This is a genomic window from Ktedonobacter sp. SOSP1-85 (assembly GCF_016587415.1).
Lineage (GTDB): Bacteria > Chloroflexota > Ktedonobacteria > Ktedonobacterales > Ktedonobacteraceae > Ktedonobacter.
The window spans coordinates 3,273,410-3,299,075 of the sequence record NZ_BNJI01000001.1 but is presented as its reverse complement, the minus strand read 5'-3'; the positions used below and the strand labels follow the sequence as shown (position 1 = coordinate 3,299,075).

The 25,666-nt window shown below is 56.1% G+C and carries 20 protein-coding genes and 2 pseudogenes; 11 read left to right on the top strand and 11 right to left on the bottom strand.

The features are described from left to right. Positions 1 to 3: 3 nt before the first annotated feature. A complete protein-coding gene (locus tag KTE_RS48855; protein ID WP_201381782.1) occupies positions 4 to 825 on the bottom strand; it encodes a trehalose-6-phosphate synthase in 822 nt (273 codons plus the stop codon). Beyond that, positions 726 to 1,574 carry a trehalose-6-phosphate synthase gene (locus KTE_RS48850; protein ID WP_201381780.1) on the bottom strand — a complete coding sequence of 283 codons (849 nt, stop codon included), beginning with the start codon at positions 1,572 to 1,574 and terminating at the stop codon, positions 726 to 728. Before KTE_RS48850 ends, KTE_RS48855 begins: the two co-directional genes overlap by 100 nt. Before the next feature lie 835 nt (positions 1,575 to 2,409). On the opposite strand from KTE_RS48850, the gene KTE_RS13805 reads away from it, so the two are divergent. The 4 genes from KTE_RS13805 to KTE_RS13790 all read left to right on the top strand — a co-directional run bounded on the left by KTE_RS13805 (position 2,410) and on the right by KTE_RS13790 (position 7,499). Next, positions 2,410 to 3,576 (top strand): hypothetical protein, encoded by a 1,167-nt coding sequence (locus KTE_RS13805; protein WP_201381778.1) that lies wholly within the window; start codon positions 2,410 to 2,412, stop codon positions 3,574 to 3,576. A gap of 12 nt (positions 3,577 to 3,588) precedes the next feature. Beyond that, positions 3,589 to 4,701, top strand: coding sequence for a histidinol-phosphate transaminase (hisC, locus tag KTE_RS13800; RefSeq protein WP_201381776.1), 1,113 nt, complete (start codon positions 3,589 to 3,591; stop codon positions 4,699 to 4,701). A gap of 306 nt (positions 4,702 to 5,007) precedes the next feature. After that, positions 5,008 to 6,312, top strand: coding sequence for a phosphopyruvate hydratase (eno, locus tag KTE_RS13795; RefSeq protein WP_201387074.1), 1,305 nt, complete (start codon positions 5,008 to 5,010; stop codon positions 6,310 to 6,312). Between the two features lie 317 nt (positions 6,313 to 6,629). Next, complete coding sequence (locus KTE_RS13790; RefSeq protein WP_201381774.1) at positions 6,630 to 7,499, top strand: alpha/beta fold hydrolase; 870 nt, start codon at positions 6,630 to 6,632, stop codon at positions 7,497 to 7,499. A gap of 69 nt (positions 7,500 to 7,568) precedes the next feature. Here KTE_RS13790 and KTE_RS13785 read toward each other — a convergent pair whose 3' ends face one another. Continuing rightward, a complete protein-coding gene (locus KTE_RS13785; protein WP_201381772.1) occupies positions 7,569 to 7,853 on the bottom strand; it encodes a hypothetical protein in 285 nt (94 codons plus the stop codon). Positions 7,854 to 7,879: 26 nt separating this feature from the next. Beyond that, complete coding sequence (locus KTE_RS13780; RefSeq protein ID WP_201381770.1) at positions 7,880 to 8,650, bottom strand: hypothetical protein; 771 nt, start codon at positions 8,648 to 8,650, stop codon at positions 7,880 to 7,882. A gap of 426 nt (positions 8,651 to 9,076) precedes the next feature. Here KTE_RS13780 and KTE_RS13775 point away from each other — a divergent pair, with 426 nt between their 5' ends. Together KTE_RS13775 and iscB are read left to right on the top strand one after the other, a co-directional pair. After that, complete coding sequence (locus KTE_RS13775; RefSeq protein ID WP_201381768.1) at positions 9,077 to 9,907, top strand: XdhC family protein; 831 nt, start codon at positions 9,077 to 9,079, stop codon at positions 9,905 to 9,907. A gap of 355 nt (positions 9,908 to 10,262) precedes the next feature. Then, positions 10,263 to 11,587, top strand: a pseudogene (iscB, locus tag KTE_RS13770) (RNA-guided endonuclease IscB). A gap of 18 nt (positions 11,588 to 11,605) precedes the next feature. Here the strand turns inward: iscB and KTE_RS13765 are convergent. Together KTE_RS13765 and KTE_RS13760 are read right to left on the bottom strand one after the other, a co-directional pair. Continuing rightward, positions 11,606 to 13,012: a glycoside hydrolase family 18 protein gene (locus KTE_RS13765; RefSeq protein ID WP_201381766.1), complete on the bottom strand. Its 1,407-nt coding sequence runs from the start codon at positions 13,010 to 13,012 to the stop codon at positions 11,606 to 11,608. A gap of 190 nt (positions 13,013 to 13,202) precedes the next feature. Beyond that, positions 13,203 to 14,147: an LLM class F420-dependent oxidoreductase gene (locus KTE_RS13760; protein ID WP_201381764.1), complete on the bottom strand. Its 945-nt coding sequence runs from the start codon at positions 14,145 to 14,147 to the stop codon at positions 13,203 to 13,205. A 329-nt stretch (positions 14,148 to 14,476) separates the two neighbouring features. Here KTE_RS13760 and KTE_RS13755 point away from each other — a divergent pair, with 329 nt between their 5' ends. The 3 genes from KTE_RS13755 (at position 14,477) to KTE_RS13745 (ending at position 17,369) form a co-directional block, all read left to right on the top strand. Then, positions 14,477 to 15,106 carry an IS607 family transposase gene (locus KTE_RS13755; RefSeq protein ID WP_201381762.1) on the top strand — a complete coding sequence of 210 codons (630 nt, stop codon included), beginning with the start codon at positions 14,477 to 14,479 and terminating at the stop codon, positions 15,104 to 15,106. Then, the gene (locus KTE_RS13750; RefSeq protein ID WP_201381760.1) at positions 15,066 to 16,361 is read left to right on the top strand and encodes an RNA-guided endonuclease TnpB family protein; all 1,296 of its coding nucleotides are present in this window, start codon (positions 15,066 to 15,068) and stop codon (positions 16,359 to 16,361) included. Before KTE_RS13755 ends, KTE_RS13750 begins: the two co-directional genes overlap by 41 nt. Positions 16,362 to 16,550: 189 nt before the next feature. Continuing rightward, positions 16,551 to 17,369, top strand: coding sequence for a helix-turn-helix transcriptional regulator (locus KTE_RS13745; protein ID WP_201381758.1), 819 nt, complete (start codon positions 16,551 to 16,553; stop codon positions 17,367 to 17,369). Positions 17,370 to 17,643: 274 nt separating this feature from the next. Here KTE_RS13745 and KTE_RS13740 read toward each other — a convergent pair whose 3' ends face one another. The 5 genes and pseudogenes from KTE_RS13740 to KTE_RS13720 form a co-directional block, all read right to left on the bottom strand. Further along, on the bottom strand, positions 17,644 to 18,099 hold the full coding sequence (locus KTE_RS13740) for a carboxymuconolactone decarboxylase family protein (protein WP_201381756.1): 456 nt from the start codon (positions 18,097 to 18,099) through the stop codon (positions 17,644 to 17,646). A 325-nt stretch (positions 18,100 to 18,424) separates the two neighbouring features. Further along, the gene (locus KTE_RS13735; protein WP_201381754.1) at positions 18,425 to 19,186 is read right to left on the bottom strand and encodes an NAD-dependent deacylase; all 762 of its coding nucleotides are present in this window, start codon (positions 19,184 to 19,186) and stop codon (positions 18,425 to 18,427) included. A gap of 139 nt (positions 19,187 to 19,325) precedes the next feature. Further along, a pseudogene (locus KTE_RS49555) lies at positions 19,326 to 20,920 on the bottom strand (ABC transporter ATP-binding protein). Positions 20,921 to 20,934: 14 nt separating this feature from the next. Then, a complete protein-coding gene (locus KTE_RS13725; RefSeq protein WP_201381752.1) occupies positions 20,935 to 21,879 on the bottom strand; it encodes an ABC transporter permease in 945 nt (314 codons plus the stop codon). Between the two features lie 2 nt (positions 21,880 to 21,881). Continuing rightward, a complete protein-coding gene (locus KTE_RS13720) occupies positions 21,882 to 23,276 on the bottom strand; it encodes an ABC transporter permease (RefSeq protein ID WP_201381750.1) in 1,395 nt (464 codons plus the stop codon). Positions 23,277 to 23,627: 351 nt separating this feature from the next. Between KTE_RS13720 and KTE_RS13715 the strand changes: the two genes are divergently transcribed. Both KTE_RS13715 and KTE_RS13710 read left to right on the top strand, forming a co-directional pair. After that, a complete protein-coding gene (locus KTE_RS13715; protein ID WP_201381749.1) occupies positions 23,628 to 24,842 on the top strand; it encodes a GAF domain-containing sensor histidine kinase in 1,215 nt (404 codons plus the stop codon). A gap of 137 nt (positions 24,843 to 24,979) precedes the next feature. Then, the gene (locus KTE_RS13710) at positions 24,980 to 25,642 is read left to right on the top strand and encodes a response regulator transcription factor (RefSeq protein ID WP_236037969.1); all 663 of its coding nucleotides are present in this window, start codon (positions 24,980 to 24,982) and stop codon (positions 25,640 to 25,642) included. The last annotated feature ends 24 nt before the right edge of the window (positions 25,643 to 25,666 follow it).

Here is a 25,666-nt window from a genome sequence, read left to right as displayed (position 1 = left end):
CCTCTACCCTACGTTCGCGACGACATCGTCTGGGGAAGCTTCGGCTTCTTCAACTGGCGTCTCCGCTGACTCGCGCTCAAGGATATCATTGATATCATTGATCTGCTTCGCGAGCCAGGTTGTCAGATTGCTACGCTCCACCGCCTGGCATGCGAAGACCGCCTTCGCGTGACGCTCCTCTTTCGACATTGTCAGCGCCTTATAGAGCGCCTGCGCTGTCTCCATCACATCTGTGGGCGAGGTAGGAACTGACCCCTTCGCGAGTTGTTGGAACGCGCCAACGGTACGCGAGAGCACCAGCACCCCATCTCTCTGATTGACGACCGGCCCTTCTTTGGCAACCAGGTTCATACCATCAATAATGGGGTTAACCAGCAGCACATCATAGAACTGCATAGCCGCAAGGGCGCGTACACGATCATTGCCATAAAAGGCGCGAATAGGCGTCCAATCGTCGGTACTGTATTTCTGATTGATCTCCTCTACAATCGCCTGAACCTCCGCGGTTGTACGGCGGTAAATGGGCAATGATTGGCGTGAAGGCACCAGGAAAGCCAGGAAGTTCACGCGACCAATCAGCTCTGGATGCTCCTCAAGCATATAATCATATGCCTGGAAGCCACGAAGAATGTTCTTGGTGGGTTCAATACGATCTGTGCGCATGATCGTAAATTCGTTGAGGAGAAGCTTCATCTCCTCGGCGGCACGCTTGCCGGGCGCGCTTTTCACAACGCGTCGCTCTTCATGAACGGAGATCGAGATGGGATAGGCTCGCGCCTGCGTGCGGTGGCCCTGCCACCAGACAGCCCCCTCTTCAAAATCCACCACGGCCCCTCTAAGAGGGTGCGTGCCCCTTCCAGGAAGTTGCGTGCATCGCGCTCTGTCTGAAAACCAATGATATCGTTGCCTACCAGACCGCTATAGATAGCCTGGGTGATATTGCTTGGCAGAAAATGCCAGCAGCGAACATCGGGCCAGGGGATGTGAATAAACTGCTGAATAACGATTGAGGGGTGGACTTTGCGAATGAGCGAGGAGACTAAGTAGAGATGATAGTCATGTAGCATAACAACTGGCATCGAGTCTTCGCGCTCAATTTCGTCGACTACAGCATCCGCGATAGCCTGGTTGGCCTCGCAATACCCATTCTCCCAGGCGTCTTGCAACTGTCGCATGTTGCTTTGAACGGGATCATACATATAATGCTGTAGGAACCAGAGCAGTTCATTACTAATTTTATCATAATGCTTACGGTAGGTTGTTTTGGGAACCGAGACGTAGTGCAGTTTCATCTTCTGACCACGTAGTGGAGAAGGCATTACGCCTCCATGTTGCTCCATCTCCTTGACGATCATGCGATCGCCTTCGGTCATGGTCATCGCAACCCATGTCATATCGAGTTGGTTCCCAACATCAATGAGGGCAGTTACCATTCCACCTGCGCCACGTCTTGCTTTGAGCGTATTATCCTGGCCGAGTTGGAACTCAACGGGACCGCGATTGGAAGCAATAATCAGACGACGCGCATGCTTCAACTGCGGAAGATGAACATCCGTCTTCATCCGCGTGGGCATGAGGTTTGTCCTTTCTAACAGGTGCTTACTGTTATAGCCTGGGAGATCGGCTACAATTGTTTCCTCCAGGTGGGAAGCAAATTTACCCCTCTTATCTCAAGAGTACACCTGGCACATACAAAGGTATGATCAGACCAGACAATATAAGAAAGCGTTACGCAAGACACCATGTGTAATGTTACCATACAATGGAGCAGAATTACCAGAACACACCAATGCCTATGGAAATAATGCGACGCTGCACCCACATTCAAGGCCCTCTTATGAGCTATGCCTTTATCTCGACAGTACTTTGAGAACACAGAACGGTTCCTTCATCTATGACACGAATCAGTAGATGAAAATAGACTCAACAAGTAGTTCTTATGGGGGAGTGAGGAGCGCCAGAGGCGCAAGAAATCCCCCAGAGAGTTAGACGCAAATCGCAGCCATTCTATCAAATAGCCCGTTAGAGAGCAGCCAAAAGTTTCATCGTTCTCCCTCTAAAAGCTATCGCATGTTCAGTACCATAGTACTGCCTGTCGTTTCTTCTCACGACGCTCCTCGTTGTAAAGAAGAGAAAGAAGGCAAATAACTGTCGTGTGCCAGGACTGCCACCTCGTTTTTCCGCGCCTCCCTGGTCAAAAACATGCCTCGCTATCTGTTATTTAAAGATAACATCGAAATAAAATCAAGGTAGCGCAGAAGCATCGACATCACCCATAACTACCTGCCTTCTAGACAAAATTTGCAGTTAAATAGGGCGCATGCTAGAATCAGCTTTACATAAGCCCAAGAAACGTATCGCAAAAATAGTACTCTGTCGAACCAGTGGCAGAACCGAGAGGAGCGCATTTTGGAAGAGAGGAAAGGCAATAGCTGGCTTAAACGCATCCTGGATTTTGTGAATCCACTGCGCGATCCTAGCCTGATGGTCGCCGCAGTACTAACCTTCATAGAAGAAGCGGGAAATCGTGACCCCTGGTACATGATTGTCATTCTGGCGCTCGTAAACTGGTTAGCAGTGCGCGGTATCGTCTGGCTGGTCGTCAATTTTACATTTGCCTCAACGTTCCTGGTCCGCCGCTTCTGGTGGGCAATGAAACACCCTCGCCTGGCCTGGCGCATTCTGGATGCCGTAGGCCACGAAGAGATCGTGATTGGTGGCCTGCCCTCAGAGGGAGTACTTCTGCAAGACGGAACCGCCATCATGGGACCCATGCTTGGTGCCAGTGGCATTCAAGTCATTGGTGAGCTCCCCGCAGGCACTGAGATTCCTATGCTTGGCCTTCCCAATCCCAATGGGCAGATGGGCCAGTTTACGACCGATGGTCAGAACATGCATACTCCTGGTTTCTTTCCCGGTGCTGGATCATTCGCGAATGTCAATGGTTTCGGCAATCAGGGTATGGGCAATAATAATTATATCAGCACGCAGAGCACGGATGGCTTACCACGCAGCTTCCCTCAACGTTCATCTGAAGAGGAAGAGCGCCTGCGCCAACAACTGGCTACCTACTCGCGCCTCCTCGACGACTGGATTCAGTTTACCGAAGAGAAATGGCGCACGATCAGTGACGGCCAGCTTGGCTGGAAACCCCTCCGTGGCCGTTGGAGCGACTGGGACGATATCTTCCAGGATGTTTACGCCGCCAAAACCTCCGACCCCATGGCCGAGGCCGCGCAAGCCGCGGGTGCCGCGACATCTCGACGCTTTGACTCCTCTCGCGAAAAAGGGTCCGCCGCCTCAGCTGTCGCTTGCTTTATGCGTGATATGATGACACTGCGCCAGGGTCTGGATATCCTGCAGGGTTCAACGAATGCCGGAGGCGAGGCTTCCAGCACAAATGCCCAGCAGCAACAGTCCCCTGTCTCGCCGCTTAATCGCTCATTCGGGGGCATGAATAGTGGCAACCTGGGCAGTGGCAACCTGGGCAGTAGCACCACAGGCAGTTTTAGCCCGCGCAGCACTCTCATTCGCAGGCCCGCGCAGATCTTCGTCGACGCCGATTCAGAGAAGTAGGACTAGTCGTACATGTATACATACTCTTCTCCCCGTCTTGTTACGGTGCGCCCAGAGATGGATCGCCTGGCTCAATATGCTCCAGGCGAGTCTCTGGAGGCATTTAGCGAGCGCACAGGTATTCCCATAGAGGATATTATTAAACTTAATAGTAATGAAAGCCCCTATGAACCCGCGCCTACAGTATTGCAAGCACTCAGCAATTTTAGAAACTATAATAATTATCCCGACGCGAACTCAACCGCTTTACGCAATGCACTCGCCGATTATACTGGTGTCGATGGACGCCATATCGTCGTGCATCATGGGAGCGCCGAGCTTATCAATCTCCTCTGGCACCTCTTTCTCTCGGTAGGAGATAACATTCTCTGCTGCCCCCCAACCTTTTCACTCTATACCTCGGTCACGACCTTCTGTGGCGCGCATGTACTGGAGGTTCCTCGCAAGCCAGGCTATGAGCTTGATATCGACGCCATCCTCGATGCGCTCACTCCTGAAACCAAGCTCATTGTGCTGACTTCGCCCAATAACCCCACTGGCAACTCCATTTGCGAGCAAGATATATTAACATTGCTCGATACAGGTCGCATCGTGATTGTGGATGAGGCATATGTGGAGTTCGCGGATAATTCTCGCGGCTTCGCGTACCTGGTACCTCAGCATGAAAATCTGATCGTGATGCGCACCTTCAGTAAATGGGCCGGGTTAGCAGGACTCCGCATCGGCTATGCCCTGACCCCTGAGTGGATTCAAGCCTATATGCGCCGCGCACAGTGTCCCTTTGAGGTGAATGTCGCCGGTCATATCGGCGCGATTGAGACCCTCAAGGCCCTGGATTATACCCTGGATAACGTCCGACGCATTACGCAGGAGCGCGAGCGGCTGTACGCCCTCCTGGACAGTTACTCCTTCCTTCATCCAGTACCCTCGCAAGGAAACTTTATCCTGATGCGCGTAGATGAAGACCAGGTGAGTGTGCGAGAGATTCGCGCAGCGGTTGAGGCCCATGGCATCCTGCTCCGCTACTTCTCGCAGCCAGAGATGCGCGACTTCATCCGCGTCACCGTGGGCAAGCCAGAGCACACCGATAAGATCGATAGCGCTCTACATAATCTCTTACCATAACACGGTACCTGCCTATGCTAGTGTCGAAGAGAGGTACATGGTTTATGCTCGCCCTCGGGTGAGCATAGACCATGTACCTCTCTTCGACACTAGAGGGATTGCTTGCCCACCTCCCTCTCCAGGATGTACAATAGCCACGGCGAGGATGTATGGCACTTACTACATCCTGTACTGGTATGGCTATACTACCTATGTATGGTATAGCACAGCTTCGAGGGTCCCGCATGGCGCTATCATAGCAATGCAATAGATATCGAATCTTGTTTTCGTGGAGGATTTTGTAGTATGCCACTGAATACGGATGATCTGACAACAATTGAAGAGGTTACCGCGCACGAGATACTCGACTCGCGTGGCAATCCAACCGTTCAAGTTGAAGTGCTTCTGATGGGCGGAGCACATGGGATCGCAGCGGTTCCCTCGGGCGCGTCAACCGGCGCCCACGAGGCCGTCGAACTGCGCGATGGCGACAAGAGCCGTTATGGCGGCAAGGGAGTACTCAAGGCCGTTGAGAACGTTAACGACCAGATCAGCGACGCCCTTGTTGGCCTGGACGCCTCCGACCAGGTAATGATCGACGAGATCATGATCGAACTGGATGGAACCTCTAACAAAGGGAAACTGGGGGCGAACGCCCTCCTGGGCGTCTCTCTGGCCGTTGCCAAAGCCGCAGCCCAGGCCCATCAGCAGCCGCTCTACCGCTACCTGGGAGGCATCTCGGCTCGTACGCTACCTGTACCAATGCTCAATATTTTAAATGGTGGCAAGCACGCCGATAATTCGACCGATTTCCAGGAATACATGATTCTCCCCGTTGGTGCGCCTTCCTTCCGCGAGGCCCTGCGCTGGGGCGCCGAGGTCTATCAGGGCCTGAAAAAGGTGCTGCACGGCAAGAAGTTCAATACCAATGTCGGCGACGAAGGTGGCTTTGCGCCTTCGCTCTCTTCCAACCGCGAGGCCCTTGAGTTGATAGTCGACGCCATTGAGGCCGCAGGGTACAAACCAGGTGTGGATATCTTCCTGGGTATGGACACAGCCTCGACCGAGCTCTATGAGAATGGCAAATATGTGCTCGCGCGCGAGGGTCGCACCCTCAACTCTAAAGAGATGATCGATCTCTATGAGCAGTGGATTGGCGAATATCCCATCGTTACCATCGAGGATGGCCTGGCGGAAGACGACTGGGAAGGCTGGTCTATAATGCGCCAGCGCCTGGGAAGCCGCGTCCAACTGGTAGGCGACGACCTGTTTGTCACCAACACCACCCGCCTCAAACGTGGCATCAGCGAGGGCTCAGCGAACTCCATCCTGGTCAAACTGAACCAGATCGGTACGCTGACCGAGACCCTGGAGGCCATTGAGATGGCCAAGCGTGCGGGCTATACCGCAGTCGTCTCGCACCGCTCCGGTGAGACCGAGGATACGACAATTGCCGACCTCGTCGTGGCCACCAATGCCGGGCAGATCAAGACTGGCGCCCCCGCCCGCAGTGAGCGCGTCGCCAAGTACAACCGCCTGCTGGTGATTGAGGATGAACTAGGGGCTGAGGCGGCTCGCTATGCTGGCTTTAACGCTTTCTACAACGTACCTGCTCTGTACGCCAAAGCCTAACTAAGTCGGTAGGGACCAGCTTTAGCGCGTCCGAAGGCGATTGATCGCCTGTAGGCGGAGCCCGAAACGCTTCCATGGCACCATATTGGATGGGCGGTCGTTTGCTGCTCACTCAAGGTTTCGGCTTGCGCCGCACTGCCATAAATGGCATTCGGACGCGCTAAAGCTGGTCCCTACCGAGGTCCGAGATCTGCGCGCTTCAAATGTTTCAGCCATTTATCTGCCTTTCGTTCAACGAGAGGGTTCTTGCCTGCATGGACATCTCCAACGTGGCGCGCTATAGTATACATATCATTTATCCAATTAAGAGAGGACTTATGCCTACAAGTACCAATACCTCACGGGAGCGGCGCACAGGGCACGCTATCCATTACAAATATAGCTACATCGTCCAGAATGCCGAGCGCGGTCCCGAGGGGGCAATCGTGCTCCTGCACGACCTCCCCGCTGGCGCCTTCGCCTGGGAAGAGATCATGCCCCAGCTAGCTGGCCTGGGTCGCGCGGTCTATGCCTTCGATATGCTTGGCTATGGTCAGTCGGAGCATCCCTGGCCCGCCGATACCTCGGTCTGGGGACAGGCAGACGGCCTGGCCCTGCTCTTCAAAGACCTCAAATTGAATAATATCATCCTGGTCGGGCATGGCGTTGGCGGCGGCGTCGCGCAGATCCTGGCGACGCGTCTGTATCGCGAGCAGACCTCGGCCCTGGTCCTCCTGGATACGATTAGTTACCTCCACTCCTTCGACGAGAACTGGCCCCTGTCCGAGATGAGCAAGCGCCAGGATTTTGATGCCCCTAAAGAAGCTTCAGTCGAGGATGTCGTGCGCGACCTGCGCGAGACCCTGGGCAAGGGCGTGGTCAACGTCAAAGGCTTCGCCAGTGTGATCGATAACTATATCGCACCCTGGAACAGCGAAGTGGGCAAAGAGGTGCTCTACCAGCACATTCGCCTGCTCATCCCCTACTATACCAATGCCGTCTCAACCGACCTGGCGGTGCTCAAGAAGCCAGTCCTCCTCATCTGGGGTGAGAAAGATCAGCAGATGCCGCTCACATATGCCGAGCGCCTGCACCGTGAGATTCCCCATTCCAGGCTGGCAATCATCCACAACGCCGGCCACCTGGTCAACTTCGACGCTCCTGAGGCCGTGGCCACAGAGATCGTCAATTTCGTCAATGGCCTGTAATATCGTAGGTCAAAAAAGAGGGCGCAACCCATCTGGTTGCGCCCTCTTTTTTGACCTACGATATCCGCCCTACGAGGCTTTCCTACGCTGACGACGCTCCTTTGGGCGCTCCTCGCCTTGGGGCACACACATAAGCTGCTGCGAAGTCCGCACAGCGGGCAGTGTGCTTCTGGCCTGCTGCTGCTCCACGAGATAGGACTCGGAACATCGGTTATACTCTTCGACAGCGAGCATATACGTGTTAAAGAGCCGCTCAAGGGTCGGGAGCGAGGCTCCCTGCTGCTCGGCAAGCGCCAGGTCATACCATTTCTGTTTCATACGCTTTTCGGCGTACTCGATATCGCTAGGAGTCATGTAGAATCAAGCTTTCTGGAGGATGGTTAGGACGCCTTTTTCTGTTGCTTCTGCGCCCTATACTCCTCCGTAAACTGCTGGAGCAACTGTTTCGCATTTAAGAAGGTCAGGTTCGAGAGGTTGTCTGGTTCTGGCTTCTCCAGGTGCTGACAGAGCTTCTTAATGCTAGAAATCTGCTGCTCCGTCGCAGCCGCGTCAGGCGCTGGTTCACTCTTGCTCGGGCCTCCATTTGGGCCCTGCGCGTTCGCGCTCTGCTGCCCCTGGCCGCTAAAGCGCCCATTGGCGGTGGCCGCAAAGCCGCCCTGGGTGTGACTATTGCCATTGCTACCAGCATAGCTGCCATTTGTGGGCCGCTCTACGGGCGCATCGACAATGCGCTGCTCCTCATTAAGTTCTGGCGCGAACTGTGTGCCATAGCCAAGCGCGGCCAACGCACGGCCAATAGAGCCCGACTCGGCCTTCTCGATAAAATCTGGAAAGTTCGCCGCGTTCTCCGACTTGGTCCCCGTCGCCGATCCGCCCTTGCCATCATGGACAGTCGCCCGGAAGATGGCCACACCCTTCGCCGTCTTCACGACCTTCTCGCTGCGCCGCTTCTCGGCGTTCCACACAAATGCCTCGGCCTCGACATCCTTATCCAGGTCCAGGTGCACGATTTCGGTTTCAATCGTACCTTGAGGGCACTCCTGGCGGAACCACACCAAACGCCACTTCACCTCCAGGTACTCCGATACGCCCTTCCCATTCTTAATATTTATCAGGTGTTCTCTAGGGTTAAACGTCTGGCCGTTACTCATTGTTAACACTCCTATTAGATGATCAATCACGTTGTCTTCTCTGGGAAATATGCGCTTTGCCCAGTATGTACGCCTACTCAATACAACTCTACTGTGCCATCCCTGACAGAAACACCCATTCACATTCCGCTAGAATCTCGCCCCATTCAATCTATATCTTGAAAATTTGTTCTAACATTATAGAACAACCTGGAGCATGCTGTCAAGTTATGAAGATTGGTCACGAGAAGGCTGCTAGCGTGGCTTGAACCCTATATCTACCTCGCCTATCGCAAGGAAGATTCTCGTTATCGTGTCACTATCATATTCTTTTCACGTAGGCCAAAAGAGGAAAATACTAGCGACCAGGGGAGAGGTTGCAGTCAGCGTAATAGTATAATAACAGGATAAGTATTCAGTGATTGAGTAGTGCGCGAGAGGTGGGCAATGACTGCCATTACTTTGTACAATGAGATTCAGGCGGCCCTGCGACGTGGTGAGCGCGTCGTCGTGGCCACAGTCGTGAAGACGATGGGTGCGGCCCCCTGCGAGATTGGCACCAAGCTGCTAATCGCGGCGGACGGCACGCCCCAGGGGCATATGGCGGGACCCGTCACGGATAAAAAGGTCGTCGATGAGGGATTGAAGGCGCTGAGTGAGAATCACTCACACCTGGCACATATTCATATCGATGCCGATAACGGCGAGTCAGTCGGCAGTTGTGGCGCGACGCTGGAGGTCTTTTTTGAGGTCCTACGCCCCGAGCCACGCCTGGTTATCGTGGGCGCGGGCTATGTGGCACAGGCCCTGGCGCGCCTGGCGCACAGGCTGGACTTCCGCATTGTCGTGGTGGACGACCGGCGCGACCTGGCTGATCCTCAGCTCTTTGGCGAGAAAGTACAGCTCATCTTCGGCGATATCCCCGCGACCATCCAGGCCCTTGAACCTGATGAATCAAGCTGGCTGGTGATCGTCACGCGTGGGCATCAACTGGATAGAGACGCCTTAAAGGCCGCGCTATCCACCCGGGCGGCCTATATCGGTATGATCGGGAGCACCAGCAAGGTCAAGCAGATTTTTCATCACCTGCGCGAAGAGGGCATCCCACGCAAGCAACTGGAGCGCGTCCACGCACCCATCGGCCTGGACCTGGGCGCGGAAACTCCCGATGAGATCGCGCTGAGCATCGCCGCGGAAATGGTGATGCTACGCCGCCAGGGAAGCGGCCTCTCGCTCAAAAACAAGCACAATCTTCTAGAGGATGAGGTGCTCGCCTGAGCACCTCATCTCACACGCCAGGAATAGACTAATCGTCTGAATCAGAGTCATGTACCCCCGCATCGAATGCGGGGGCTTGCGAGGGGCGTTCGCGCCGTCCGCAGGCCCGAGACATGAGCAGACTCAGCCAGGGGAAGAGCAGGCTCCTCCCATCGGGCTCCGTTGCAAGCGAATGCGGCACCGCCGATGTCCATAGGCACGTTCAGGTGCTTCACCAGCCTGAACCTCTGCGGGAAAGCGTTAAAATGTGTAGAGGGTGAAGCCGGTGCGCTTTCCAACAAACCGCTTGCACACGTTGTCGAGGTGAGCATTACCCGCGCAAGCGGAGGCCCGCAAGGGCACAAAGGAAGGAACCATGTCGAACGTCTTTGTCGTCGATACGCTCAAGCACCCGCTGCCCCCGGTCCATCCGGGGCGAGCACGTCGATTGCTCACCGCCGGAAAGGCGGCCGTCTATCGGACTGCTCCCTTTACCATCATCCTCAAGCGGGAGGTCGAGCATCCTGCCCCTGCCCCGCTGCGGCTCAAAATCGATCCGGGCGCCCACACTACCGGGCTGGCGCTGGTGGACGACGCGGGCGGGGAGGTCGTCTGGGCCGCCGAACTCACCCATCGGGGTGCCGCGATCAAAAAAGCCCTGGATACCCGCCGCAATGTGCGCCGGGGGCGCAGATCCCGCAAGACCCGCTATCGCGCTCCGCGGTTTGCCAACCGGAGGCGCAGAGCCGGATGGCTGCCCCCGTCGCTCGTCTCGCGGGTGGAGAACATCCTGACCTGGGTGGCGCGGACCAGCGGGATCGCGCACGTGACCACACTCTCCCAGGAACTGGTGCGCTTCGACCTGCAGAAGTTGGAGCACCCGGACATCTCCGGCCTCGAGTATCAGCAGGGCACCCTGTTCGGCTACGAAGTGCGGGAATACTGCCTGGAGAAATGGGGAAGGGCATGTGCGTACTGCGGAGCAACGGGCATCCCGCTCCAACTGGAACACATCCTCGCGCGCGCCAGGGGGGCAGCCAGCGGGTATCCAACCTCACCCTGGCCTGTGAAGCCTGCAATCTGGCAAAAGGCACCCAGGATATTCGAGACTTCCTCGCTCATGATCCTGTGCGCCTGGAACGCATTCTCAGGCAAGCGAAGACCCCGCTCAAAGCCGCGGCGGCCGTCAATGTCACGCGCTGGGAACTCTTCGAGCGGCTCAAGGCGACCGGTCTGCCCGTGGAAACGGGGTCTGGAGGCCTGACCAAGTACCATCGAATCACGCGGGCCCTCCCGAAGACGCATTGGCTCGACGCGGCAGTTGTGGGAGCCTCCACCCCTGAGCGCCTGCGCACGGGGGACGTCGTGCCCCTGCTCGTGCGGGCGACGGGGCGCGGGCATCGACGGCTGTGCAACGTCAATGTGCTGGGGCTCCCGGTTAGCCATCGCAAGCGCCGCAAACGCTACTTTGGGTATCAAACGGGGGACCTGGTGCGAGCCGTGGTCCCCGAGCGCTTTGCCTGCCGGGGTACCCACGTGGGGCGTGTAGCGGTGAAAGCCAGCGGCTACTTCACCATCACGACGGCGCACGGCAAGGTCACCGATGTGCCTCACCGCTTTTGCCGGCTGATCGGACGCAGCACTGGCTACGCCTACCAGGTTGGGACACGGCACGCTGCCCCATCCCCAAGCAGGCCGTAAGGAACGGCCACCGCGCCCCTATGGGGTTCCTCCCCGGCTTGCAAAGACCGGGGCTCCCTGGCCCGTATTTCTGTGGAAGCCATTGTAGACTGTCGTGGTCAGGGTAGCCGAGCTATCATCCCCATCCAGCGACCAGAACATTGCGCCAGCCAGATCGTGGCTTTTCACATAATGGACCTTAGTAGCTACCGCCGTGGCGTCATCAAACGACCAGAAGGTGGTGCCATCAAAGATCCAGGATGCTTTTGTAATGGGGTCGCGATACGTAGGATAATTGAGCTGTGCCAGGACGTTGTAGTCATTAGTGCCAGCCTCGTACACGCCTGGCGCGGGCTGCATGTCCGGACTGCTCTGGTAGAGTCCATGGTTCTGATTTGGTACGTTCGTCCAACCATGACCATAGAAGGGAATACCGACCACCAGTTTTTCTTCCTCAAAGCCCGCTCTCAAGTAGGCGCGCACGGCATCATCGACGCTGTACGCGTTTGTGGGAGCAGGGGAGGGATCCTTATGGCTGCTATAGAGCGGGGCAGCAAAATCGGTTGGTCCCTGGGCATCCCATGCCCCATGCAGATCATAAGTCATCAGATTAGCCCAGTTCAGGTAATGACCAATCTTATTTAGCTCGATCTTCTGATACTTATCCGGGCCAGCAGGCAGGGCGGCCGATAGGAGATAGCGCTTCCCGGTCTGCTTGCTTAAGGCATCAAGCTGATGGCGGAACTCGGCCAGCAGGGCCGTAAAGTTCTGCGTATCCTCGGGCCGATAAACGTTACCAGTGTTACCAGGCGCGGCTGGATACTCCCAGTCAATGTCAATGCCATCGAAGACACCAGCCCCCGCGCCATTGGCGGATGGCAAATTGCCCTTGATATAGAGATCGATGCAGGACTGGACAAAGGCCGCCCGGTTCTGAGGCAGTGCCGCGTCCGAGAAGAGCGCGGACCAGCTCCAACCGCCAATCGAGATCATGGTCTGGAGACCGGAATGCAAGGCTTTCAGCTCTTTAAGCTGATTAAAGTTGCCCCGCAAGGGATCAGACCAGCTATCGGCCTGGCCGTTCACGGCCTCGGCGACGGCGAATGGCCTGTCAGTATCCGCCCAGCTATCCCCAAGCTGACACTTAAGATCGCTACTGATGTTGCTAAAAGCATAGTTAATGGTCGTCAGCTTGCTGGCCTGACCATTAACATCTACATTATGCAAATTATAGTTGCGTCCATAGATGCTCCAGGCCGTGAAATAACCCACAATGCGCTTGCTCGCGGGAGCTGGCGCGGCGAACATGTCATCGCCACTCTTAGTAGCGGAGAACGTCTGTGCATAAGCCTTGCCACCACCATTGAGCAGGGCAAAAGCACAGAGATAAAAGAGGAGTAGAAAGAGGGTGCCTCCTAGCACCAGGGGTCGACGAGAGTGCGTCATACAGCTCTCCTTTCTGGCAATCATTGCCAGCACATCTTTAATACGCTTTTTAGGGCCTATACCCGAACGATACATTCTAAAAGCAACATTACCCACTTCCCATGACTTTGTCAAGACATCTAGACCACTAGACCTTATAAATAAAATTGTCGGGTCCATGCTGGCATGGACCCGACAATGACTGTTCCGTTTATGCGATGAACTCTTGAGCGAAGAAGCGCAAGGTGTCCAACTGCAAACTATCGGAGGAGAAACTAATGATTACTTCCTGGATACCAGCTTCCTCCAACTCAGCAAGCTGGCGACGAATTGTATCCGGGCTGCCGATCAACGCGCCTGCAGCTACCGGTCTGCCCAGGAGCGCGGCGGGAAATTTCGCCCTGGCCTGCTCATCGGTCTCGCCAATGGCACATAGGCAGGTGATCGTGCGATGAATGCTTTCGTAGTCGCGCCCAACCGTTTCGCAATGCTCTTTGAGCACGGCCAGTTTATGCTTGATGTCTTCTAGATCGCCGCTCAGGTTGCATGCATCAGCATACTGTGCGACCAGCTTGAGCGTCACTTTTTCGCCGCCACCTCCAATAAGCAGGGGAATATGTGGCTTTTGCACACCTTTAGGCTGGTTGATAGCTCCACGTACCTGGTAATATTTCCCCTCGAAGGCGGCTTCCTCCTGAGTCCACATGGCTCGAATAACTTGAACAGCCTCTCGCAGGTAGCGCAAGCGCTCAGGGGCCTCGGGATAGTCGTATCCATAAGCGCGATACTCGTGCTCAAACCAGCCTGCCCCGATACCAAAGTTGAGTCGTCCATGCGAGAGCACATCGACGGTACTGGCCATTTTCGCGAGCAGCGCGGGGTGACGATAGCCATTGCAGGTAACCAACTGGCCGATGCGCATACGCGTCGTATCACGCGCAAGGGCTGCGGTGGTGGTCCAGCATTCAAAGGTGAACTCCTGGGATGGGCGTGGGATAGTATGAAAGTGATCAACAAGCCAGGCGGATACAAAACCCACTTCTTCAGCAACCTGAGCCACGCGCGTCATTGCTTCATAGGCTTCGACTGGATCCTTAATTCCCACCAGTTCCATTGCCCAGCCTTGCGGCAGGGATACACCAAACTTCAGAGACATAGAATAATTTCCTCGCTTCTAAGCAAACATTTACAGAGCTTCCAATGCTCTTCTGACTCTCACCTCGGTTCGCCAATCCTCAGGGGTAAGGGTGTGCGTAAAAAATGGCAAAGCCATTTTTTACGCACACCCTTACCCCGAGCGCCGCAGGCGCGAAGGTTCTCTTGAGGAAAAGGAGCCAGGCCCTGTTGACGCAGGCGCCTGGCTTGACTATACTCTGTTGCTGATGCCAGGAACAGGGTTTCTTAATCATAGGTCTCTCACCACCAGGATAAGGAGATGAATACCAGATATTGACAAAGTGTGCAAAAGTGAGCTAAAATCATTACATGTACTCAGTTGCACAGTTTGCCAAGCAAATAGGTGTCAGTGTAAAAACCTTGCAGCGCTGGGATCGGGAAGGCCGCCTCAAAGCGAAACGAACCATTTCCGGGCGTCGCTACTATGATGAGGCCGATCTGGCTACGGCGCTTAACCTTCCTCAACGGCCAGCCATACGCCGAACGGTGGCCTATTGCCGGGTGTCAAGCCCCGCTCAACGACCGGATTTACACAACCAACGGGCCGCCTTAGAAAGCTACGCAGCCTCCAAGTCACTGGTGGTGGATGAGTGGATCATGGAAATCGGGGGCGGCCTCAATTTTGAGCGCAAGCGGTTTCTTCGGCTCGTCGATGCCATTATCGAAGGGCAGGTTTCGCGCCTGCTCATTGCCCATGAGGATCGGCTGGCTCGCTGTGGCTTTGCCCTGATCAAGCATCTGTGCGAGGCTCATCACACGGAATTGGTTGTGATGAACACGGAGACACTTTCGCCCGAACAAGAGGTCGTGCAGGACTTGATGAGTATTGTCCACGATTTTAGTTCACGCTTGTACGGTCTCAGGAATTACCGCAAAGCCTTAGAGAAAGCGCTCAAGGATGAAAACCGCGCACAAAATACGGATCAACCCGACGCCTGAACAGGTGGAGTATCTCAAACGTGCCTGTGGTACGAGAAGATTCATTTACAACTGGGGGAGAGAACAGTGGGAGAAACAGTATCAAGCGTACAAAGTGGAACAAGAAACGGTCCCCGAGGCCGAGCGCACGCTCACGTCTCCCAACGCGATGTCCCTGAAAAAGCAGTTCAACAAGATCCGGGAGCAGGAGTATCCGTGGACCTACGACGTGACGAAATGTGTGGTGGAAGGAGCTTTTGATGACCTGAAGAAAGCCTACGACAACTTCTTCGCAGGCCGAGCCGAGTATCCCAGGTACAAGAAAAAAGGGAAATCGCACGAATCCTTTTACCTTTCCAATGACAAATTCACCCTCGGCAGTCATTGGATGTCAATCCCAGGACTTGGCCGCTTCCTTCTGGATCAGCGCAAGATCGGGAAAGGGCGAGGGAAACTGCTTCGCAAACTTGGGACCGTCAATCTCGCCGAAAAGCTGCGCTTTGTGGAGGAGGGAAAAGCGCCACAGCCGACGAAGAAGCGCAACCAGCGCAAGCAGGTCATCTGTGAGTCGGTCAAAATGCTGGGGGCAACGGTCTCCTGTGAAGCAGGTCATTGGTATGTGAGTATTCAGGTCGAGATCAAGAAACAGCGCTCTCCCACTCCCACGGCTGTCGTGGGGGTGGATGTAGGCATCAAGCAGGCTGCTGTGGTTTCCGATGGGCGACGACTTGAGAACCAAAAGCCGCTCGAACACCATCTGGGGAAGCTCGGCAAGTTGCAACGAACCCTTGCACGGAAGCAGAAAACGAAAGACCCGGAGACGGGCCGAACCGTTTTCGGCAAAAATTATGAGAAACAACGGGTGAAGGTGGCCCGCGAGCACCAGAAGATCGCCAATATTCGCCGGGATGTCCAGCACAAGTTTACCACCGAACTGGCACGGACCGCTGGAGTGATCGGCATCGAAGACCTCCATCTGTTGGGGATGATGGCCAATCACAAACTGGCGAGAGCTGTGGCTGATGCGGCGATGGGACAACTCTTGCAGTTCCTCAAGACCAAGGTCGCCACCGCAGGAGGAGACGTGTTCATTGCCTCGCGCTGGTTTCCTTCCACCAAACGGTGTTCGTGTTGTGGGCATGTCAAAAAGCGCATGCCACTCAAACATCGTACCTATCAATGCCTGATTTGTAAACGCATCCTGGACCGCGACCTGAATGCCGCGTTGAATCTCGCGTGGTTCGCCACCGACATGCTTCGCCAGCTTCACGCCTAAAGCTGGCCGTCCTGGGTAGTGGCTACGACCGATGACGTAAAAGCGCCTGTGGAGTCAATGTGAGACCGAAACGGGAGGGCTGATCCAAAGGTTCCCGTGCGCTGGCAACTGACGATGAAGCAGGAACAACTGACCGCTTAAGGGTGGGTTCGCTCACCTTTGAGTATGAGAAAGGTAGCAGCAACCAATATGCATGAGCGTGAACGCCGTCAGACCCTCGCTACTTTTTTACGCCAACGGCGGATGCACCTTTCGCCCACCGATGTGGGACTGCCGCCTGGTATCCGCCGTCGCACGCCAGGACTGCGCCGAGAAGAGGTAGCACAGCTCGCCAATATTGGCACCTCCTGGTATGTCTGGTTGGAGCAGGGACGCGATGTGCATCCCTCGGCCCAGGTTCTTGAGAGTATCGCCCAGGCGCTCAAGTTGACCTCAAATGAACGCCGGCACCTCTTTGTGCTCGCTGGGCAACCACTGCCAACTCCGCTTTCTCCTACACACGAGAGTGTTAGCCCGGCGCTCCAACAAGTGCTTGACGATCTCAATCCGTCTCCCGCTTATGTCATGGGTCGCCGGTATGATTATCTAGCCTGGAATAAAGCCGCTGATATCATCTTCTCCATTTCAAACGCAACCTCCACATACACGCGCAACCTGATATGGCGCCTCTTTACCAGCCCCACGATGCGGGCACGCTCAAATTGGGAGACGATTGCGCGAGGCACATTAGCGGAGTTCCGTGCGGCTAGCGCACGCTATCCCGACGATCCCTATTTTGAGGAGTTAATTGAGGATTTGAAGCAGGTAAGTCCCGAGTTTTGCCAGTGGTGGCCCCACCATGATGTACGGAGCGCGCTAGAGGGTCCCAAGGTCATAGAGCATTCAACCTTGGGCATTCTAGAGTTTGAGCATTTCACCTTGCAGATGCTCGGTAGCGCTGATATCAGGCTTATAATCTATACGCCTAATAGCCGGACCCGAACAATCCTGCAAAGCCTTAACATTTGAAACCTCGCCAAGGACGCCCCTCATTTTATTTCCTTTGTCTCCGTCGTGGGATCGAAAATACCTCTCTTACTCACCTGGTCGAGCTTCCTCTTTTGCGCCCAGGCTGTGCATCGTTGGAGATAAGAAGCCGCCTACCCCTTGACATGATACGACACCGAACGTCCGAGCTGGGAAGATGAACGCGTGTATCGAAGAAATCTGGAACGACGGAGTGAAAATCGGCGCGAATCTCAAACCGGCGCGAATCGCGCCGGTTTGAGATTCATCATTCACATTACCAACTCTGACCCGCCACCTGCCTGGTGGTGGCGTTGAGGCGGTTGAAGAGGTTAGTCGTGGCGATCATAAGGACGATGGCCGCGAGCCCCTTTTCGTCGTAGTGGCTGGCAGCCTCGTTCCAGATCGAGTCTGGGACCGGGTCAGTTCGGTCGGCGAGGCGGGTGGCAGCCTCTGTGAGCGCGAGGGCGGCACGTTCGGCGTCGGTGAAGTAGGGCGTCTCGCGCCAGGCTGCCACGGCGAAGAGACGCTCATCTGTTTCGCCTGCCTTTTTGGCGCTGCGTGAGCCTGAGTCAACACAGGCACTGCAGCCATTGATCTGGCTCGCGCGCAGGTGGACAAGCTCAAGCGTCTGCTGCGGTACTCCGCCCTTTCTCGTCGCTTTGAGCAGGGTGAGTATGGCATTCATGGCGTCAGGAAGAATCGTTGCGGGATTGCTCATTCGTGCTTGCATGATGGATTTCTTCTCCTTATAGATATCTTTGTTGTACATGGTTAGATGATGCTGAACTGGGATGCTGGTTTACGCACGTTTCAGCATGCTACCGGGACCATCGGTCAATTTCCCAAGTGTGCGGCTTTGTGGTCGAAGCACCCAGGAAGCGGCAATGAGAAGAACTACGGAACCGGTCGCGATGAGGTGGTTTTCCCTCGTCACTTCTCTGACGGAACGCGGCGAGAGAATGTGACCGAAATCTCTACTCTCTTTGCGATTCTCCTATGCCAAAGAATAGCGTAAGGACTGTGTATTGATGGGCAATCCTGCAAAGCCTTAACATTTAGACCTCGTCCCGCCAGGCCTGGCGCACTAGCTCCGGCAGGATCTGCCCGGCAGGTCCATTGAGCTGGTAGAGGTCGGGCGAGGCCAGCGGCTCGACTTCAAGATTGATGAAGACAATGGTGGCCCCAGCCCGGCGCGCGACCTCTGTCAGCGAGGCGGCTGGCTCCACAAGGCCCGAGGTGCCGATAGAGAAGAAGAGATCACAGAAGATCGCGGCTTCTAGCGCCTGCTCAAAGGTCTCCTCTGGCAGCGATTCCCCAAACCAGACCACGTCTGGCCGTAACAGGCCACCACAGCGAGGACAATGCGGAGGCACCTCGCCATTCGCCGACCAGGACTCCACCAGCGTATCCTCTTCAATGCACCTGGTGCGCGTGATATTGCCATGCAGTTCCAGCACATTCCGGCTGCCCGCTCGCTGGTGCAACCCATCGATGTTCTGGGTGACGAGCGTAAAGGTAGCGGCATGCCGCTCAATAGCTGCCAGGGCCGCGTGCCCTGGATTGGGCTGAGCCTGGCCCATCAGTTCGCGTCGGTGCGCATACCATTCCCAGACCAGTTTAGGATTGCGTTGGAAAGCCTCAGGAGTCGCCAGGTCCTCCGGGCGAAACTTCTCCCAGAGACCCGTTTGGGGATCGCGAAAGGTAGGCAGGCCACTCTCAGCCGAGATGCCCGCCCCCGTCAGGACAGCAATGCTTTTCGCGCCACGCAACGCCTCCACCAATCCTGGAGGAATTGAGACCGCAGATTGCTCACTCATAGTTCATCTCTTCTTTCTTAGAAAATCAGCTTGCCCCTATTTTAATATTACCCTCAAACAAGGACATAACAAATAGAGGGTGTATGGATACGGGTTGGCTGAGCCAACCCGTATCCATACACCCTCTATTTGTTTATATTTATCTCTCTTCGTGGTGCGCTCCGCCGCCGGTCATGAGTACGCCGAGTTCCTCCTCGGTAACCTCTGGTCCGACGATGTCTACGATTCGCCCTTCGTACATGACCGCGATGCGGTCGGAGAGAGAGCGGATCTCATCCAGTTCGGCTGAGATCAGGAGCACAGCCTTACCAGCATCACGCTGCTCAATCAGGCGGCGATGAATGAACTCGATGGCACCAATATCGACGCCACGCGTAGGCTGGGCGGCGATCAGGGCCTCGGGATTGCTCGCAAGCTCGCGCGCGATGATCACCTTCTGCTGGTTACCACCGGAGAGCGCTCTGGCGGGAATATCAACCGATGGCGTACGCACATCAAAGTCCGCGACCAGCTTGCGCGCCGCCTCGCGAATCTTGCCCAGCGAGAGCAAGAACTTGCCGCGTGCGAACTCGGGCCAGCGCTGACGTCCCAGGATGATGTTGTCGCTAATTGACTCGCTGAGCACCAGGCCACACTCACGCCGGTCTTCGGGAATATGCGCCAGGCCCATCAATCGCTCATCGTCGGCGTGCATATTGGTCAGGTCAACGGTCTTGCCCGCCTTCCCCTCCTTAACCGGAGTGATGGTGATCTGCCCGAGGTCGCCTTGCGCATACCAGAGATAACCTCGATCAGCTCAGACTGGCCATTCCCCTCGACGCCTGCGATGCCCAGGATCTCGCCCGAGCGTACCTCGAAGTTGATATCATGCAACACATCAAGGCCCAGGTCGGACTTCGCGCAGAGATCCTTCGTTTGCAGCACCACTGGTCCCGGCTGGGCAGGCGTTTTCTCCACTCGCAACAATACGTCGCGGCCAACCATCATACGCGCGATCTCGCGCCGGTTGGTATCCCGCGTCACCAGGCTGCCAGCGTTCTTACCCCGCCGCAAAACCGTGATGTTATCGGTCAGATCCAGGACTTCGCGCAGCTTGTGGGTAATGAAGATGATAGTCTTGCCCTGCTTGACCAGGCCACGCAGCACGCCAAAGAGTTCATCCGTCTCCTGGGGTGTGAGCACACCCGTTGGCTCGTCCATGATCAGGATGTCCGCGCCTCGCGCCAGGACCTTGAGGATCTCTACACGCTGCTGCAAACCTACCGAGAGATCTTTGATCTTAGCGTCGGGATCAATGGGCAAGCCGTACTGGTCACTCAGGCGTTTCAGCTCGGCGCGCGCTTGCTTTAGATTCAAAGTACCGGCGACACCGCCGGGTTCGCGCCCAAGAATGATATTCTCTGCCACCGTCAGGGGTGGGATGAGCATAAAATGCTGGTGCACCATACCAATCCCGAGGCGAATGGCGTCACGTGGCCCGTGAATGGAGGCTGGTTTGCCATTGACCAGGATCTCGCCGCTGTCGGGTCGAATCAGACCATAGAGAATATTCATCAAGGTCGACTTGCCCGCGCCATTCTCGCCCATGAGGGCATGAATCTCGCCCTGGCGCACTTGCAGGTTGACATGATCATTGGCGATCACGCCAGGCCAGGCCTTGGAGATCTCACGCATCTCTACCGCATAGGGAGCGTTACTCTCGCCCACGGGTTGTATAAGCGTGCTTTCTTGCATAACTCTTTAACCTCCTATTCCGTGCCTGGCTCGTAAGGAACACCATCGGCAGCGGGTGGAATCGTGCGACCGACCAGGCCAACGAGGGCGAACAGCGTCAGGATATAGGGCAGCGTGCTCAACAGGTTAGGATCAATGCCTGGTCCCTGTAGGCGTGAGACCAGCGCCTCACCCAGGCCAAAGACGACACACGCGCCCGCGGTCCCCCAGGGGGTCCATTTGCCAAAGATCATCGCCGCCAACGCGATAAAGCCTGTGCCAGCCGTCATGTTGGAGGTAAAGACGCCAGCAATACCCAGCGAGAGATAGGCACCCGCCAGGCCAGCGAAGGCACCACTGGCACCCACGCAAATGTAGCGCATCAAGCGTACATTAACGCCCGCTGTATCCGCGGCGTGAGGGTGCTCACCGACCGCGCGGATACGCAGGCCAAAGTTGGTATGGAAGAGCAGGAACTGCGTCGCGAACAGGATCACCACGGCGACATAGAAGATAATATTCTGTTGTAGGAAGACGGGACCGATAAAGGGAATGTTGGAGAGCGGACCCAGCGAGACCTGGGGCAGGCGCAGCGAATCATTCAGCGAAGGCACGCCCTGGCCCGCCGTCTGGATAAAGACGATATAGTTAGTCAGGCCCAGCGCGAACAGGTTGATCGCGATACCGCTGACAACCTGATTGGCCTTGAAGTTAATCGAGACCAGCGCATGAATCAGGGAGATCAGCGTAGCCGCGACAATCGCGCCCACGACGCCTAGCAGCACATTATTGGTCGCACGCGCCACCATGACACCCGCGCAGGCCCCGGTCAGCATCATGCCTTCCATGGCGATATTAGTGATACCGCCGCGCTCTGAGATCACGCCACCCAGTGCGGGCAACAGCAGCAGGGCGGCAAACTGAAGCGTCGCGGCCCATAGGTCGCTTGAACGCAGCACACTCAAGATTAAGCCAAGCATTACTAACGACCCTCCTCAATGGGATTTGATGGGCGCTCCTCGGAGTGGACGCTCTCGGCAGGAACCCCCTCGTGCTTTGTTGTCACCGCGTCCGACGCGCCAGGCTCGACTTCGTGCAAGCTATCGTTCTCAATCACGATCAGGGGATTGCCGACGATGGGACCCGCCAGCGGAACCTCAATCGCGGGGACGACCGCGCGTTTAGAGCGGCGGCGGAAGGCCTTTGTGATCGCGGGCATGTAATCAGCGCCAACATTAAAGGAAGCGATACTAAAGAGCACCAGCGCCTGAATGACATACACCATGTCGCCAGGAATCTTAGCAAAGAGCTGCATTGTGGTTCCACCCTGACGCAGACCACCAAAGAGGAGGGCACTCAGGAGAATACCAACGCCCGTGGTCCGCCCGAGCAGCGAGACGCCAATCGCGTCAAAACCGGTCGGGTCAATCGCAAATGTCGAGCCAAACAATTGATACGGAGGTTGACCCATGAGGTGGATCGCGCCCGCCAGGCCAGAGAAGGCACCGGACAGCGCCATCACCAGGAACATATTGCGCTTGGTGCGGATACCCGCATATTGCGCGGCCCTGGGATTCTGCCCAATGACGCGAATTTCATAGCCAAAGGCGGTCCGGCTCGTAAGGAACCAGTAAAAGATGAGAACGACAAGCGCGATCAGCAAGCCGACATCGGTAAGATACTGCTCAGGATTAGTAATCTGAGGCAAGAACTGGCCCAGCGTATTATTATAGGTCGTGGCCAGGAAGGGAAGTTGCGCCTGAGTTGGCAGAGATGGCGTCTGCGTCGCCTGGTGAGGAGCTTTATAGGGGCCAGAGATGAGATAGTCGGTAACATAGAAAGCGATCCAGTTGAGCATGATCGTGGTCACCACTTCGTGCGCACCACGCCAGGCTTTAAGCAGGCCGACAATACCACCCCAGATACCACCAGCGACAATGCTTCCCAGTAGCATCAGTGGCACAAGCACGATGCCCGGGAGGGCGGGAAAGGTATAGGCGATAATACCCGCGGTCATGGCTCCAACAGCGAGCTGGCCCGCGGCACCAATGTTAAATAGGCCAGCCCGGTACGCAATAGCGACAGAGAGACCAGTCAGGATCAAGGGACCTACGCGCACAAGAGTATAGGAGAGACTCTGTGGATCGCCAAAGGAGCCCTGAAAAAGGTACTGATAACCGCTAAAGACGGTGTTCAGTCGAACATCAAATGTGCCTGAGGTCGTCGCCATGATAAAGATACCGCCGACAATCAACGCCAGCAGCACTGAGAAGAGAGGGCGACTCAGAGCAATCCAGATTCTATACAACCAACCGAGAAATTTCGACGCCGAAGAAGGTGTACTCTTCGCTTCGCGCCGACCTGGTGGCACGGCCATAAGGCTTCCTCCGAAACAGGAGGCGGCATGATGCGCCGCCAACGAATTGTAAGTCAGGAATGTATATCGACAATCAGGAATGTATATCGACAAATATGATAACATTAGCAATGGAGATAACACAAGCATAGATCTGGGGTGGCAAAGAGACGCAACATGGCATAACGAGAACTAGCTCTACCTCTTCCAAAGAGCCAGCAGCGCATCACCTCGTGATTCTAACGAGATAGCAGGCACCCGCTCGACACCCTCACCCAGCGGTGTTATACTTCTCTTAGCGCTGAGAACCTGCTATTAAGTGCGCTCCTACCAACTAACCGTAATGGCTATATCTTTCTCCCTGTGTGAGCAATGACACAAGAACCATTTGAGAAACAACCAGTCGAAACTCCTTCGCTGCTACATAATAACCGTGACCTGGCGGTGCTCTATGATATCGCGAGCTATCTGAATCATAGCATCGATGTTCACGAGGCCCTCCAGGAGGTCCTGGTCCGTGTCACGGACCTGCTCGGGCTACGCACGGGCTGGGTCTGGCTACTAAATGAATGGGGCAGTACCTATATCGCGGCCTCGCAGGATCTCCCACCCTACCTGGCGGACCACCCTGAGCGCATGACAGGCTCCTGTCAATGCCTTGATACCTTCTTAAGTGGCGAGCTTTCGGGTGCCTCAAATATCGACGTGCTACGCTGTAGCCGCTTAAAGAACGCGGAACGCAACAGCGATCCATCGGCGCTTGGCCTACGCTTTCATGCCAGCATTCCTATTTACGCTGGTGATACGCGCATCGGTGTCCTCAATGTCGCCAGCGAAGATTGGCGCGAGCTACAACCAGAAGAGCTGCAACTGTTACACATCATCGGCGACCAGATCGGCCTGGCAATCCAGCGAGCACGCATCTCGTCGCAACACATGCGCGCCGCGGCCCGCCTGGCGACTATCGAGGAGCGCAACCGCCTGGCCCGCGAGATTCACGACACGATTGCTCAGGGCCTGGCCGCGGTCACCTTACAATTGGAGACTGCCGACGCCCTGGCCGAGAGCAAGCCCCAGCGCGCGCACGAGGCCTTGCAGCGCGCGCTCCGCCTGGCTCGCGGCAACCTGGAGGAGGCGCGACGCTCAGTGATGGATCTGCGTGCCGCGCCACTCCAGGGGCGCACCCTACCCGAAGCCCTTGAGGCCCTGGTCCATGAGGAGAAGGCGCACGAAGAGCAGGCACCGCACGCACTGGTTAGTTTCCAGTATGCGCCAGAGGCCCTCTTTCCGCCGCTCCCGGCGAGTGTGGAGTCTGGTCTCTACCGCATTGCGCAGGAGGCGCTCAACAACGCCCATCGTCATGCCCAGGCCACGCATATTCACCTGGAGCTGACCGCCAACGAGCACCAGGTCCAGTTAAGCATCAAAGATGATGGTCAGGGCTTCGACCTCGACACGCTTGCCACCCAGGAGGGCCACTTTGGACTCAAAGGCATAGGCGAGCGCGTCAAGCTTCTCAATGGCACGCTCTGCCTTGAAAGCGATCCCGGCCAGGGAACATATCTCTATATCGCGGTCCCCTATTAACAGGAAGAGTCCATGCAAGCATGGACCCTACAACTTAGCCTACCGCCCGTAGGGTCCATGCTTGCATGGACTAACTTAGCCTACCGCCCGTAGGGTCCATGCTTGCATGGACTAACATGAAGAGAAAGGCACAGACAATGATCCATATATTGCTGGCAGACGATCACCCTATCGTACGCGAGGGATTGCGCGCGGTACTGGAGACCCAGCCCGACTTTGAGGTCATCTCAGAATGTGCCAGCGGCGACGAGGCCATCCGCCAGGCCGAACTCCTCAAGCCAGATATCTTGCTCTTAGACCTGGAAATGCCCATCATGGACGGAGTCGAGGCCATCAAGCAGCTCCGCCAGCGCCGGCAGAATGCGCGTATCATTGTCTTTACCGCCTTTGATACAGATGAACGCATCATTCACGCCATCCAGGCGGGCGCGGACGGCTATCTGCTCAAAGGCTCGCCCCGCGATGAGATCTTCAAGGCTATTCGCCTTGCGATGGAGGGAGGCTCGCTCCTCCAGCCTCTCGTCGCCTCTAAGCTGCTGCGGCACATGGGCCAGCGCGAACGCGAGAACAACCACCGGACCCTGCAAGGCATTCCCCAGGTTGAAGAGCTCACCGAGCGCGAGCTGGAGGTGCTACGTCTCCTGGCTCAGGGCATGCCTAATAAAGAGATCGCCTCCCATCTCGTCATCAGCGAGCGCACCGCCAAATTTCACGTCAGCTCCATCATGAGCAAGCTGGGCGCGACCAACCGCACCGAGGCCGTCGCCCTCGCCGCCCAACGCGGTTTAATAGATTTATAACTGGTCAGCATGTGATGGGGGGCT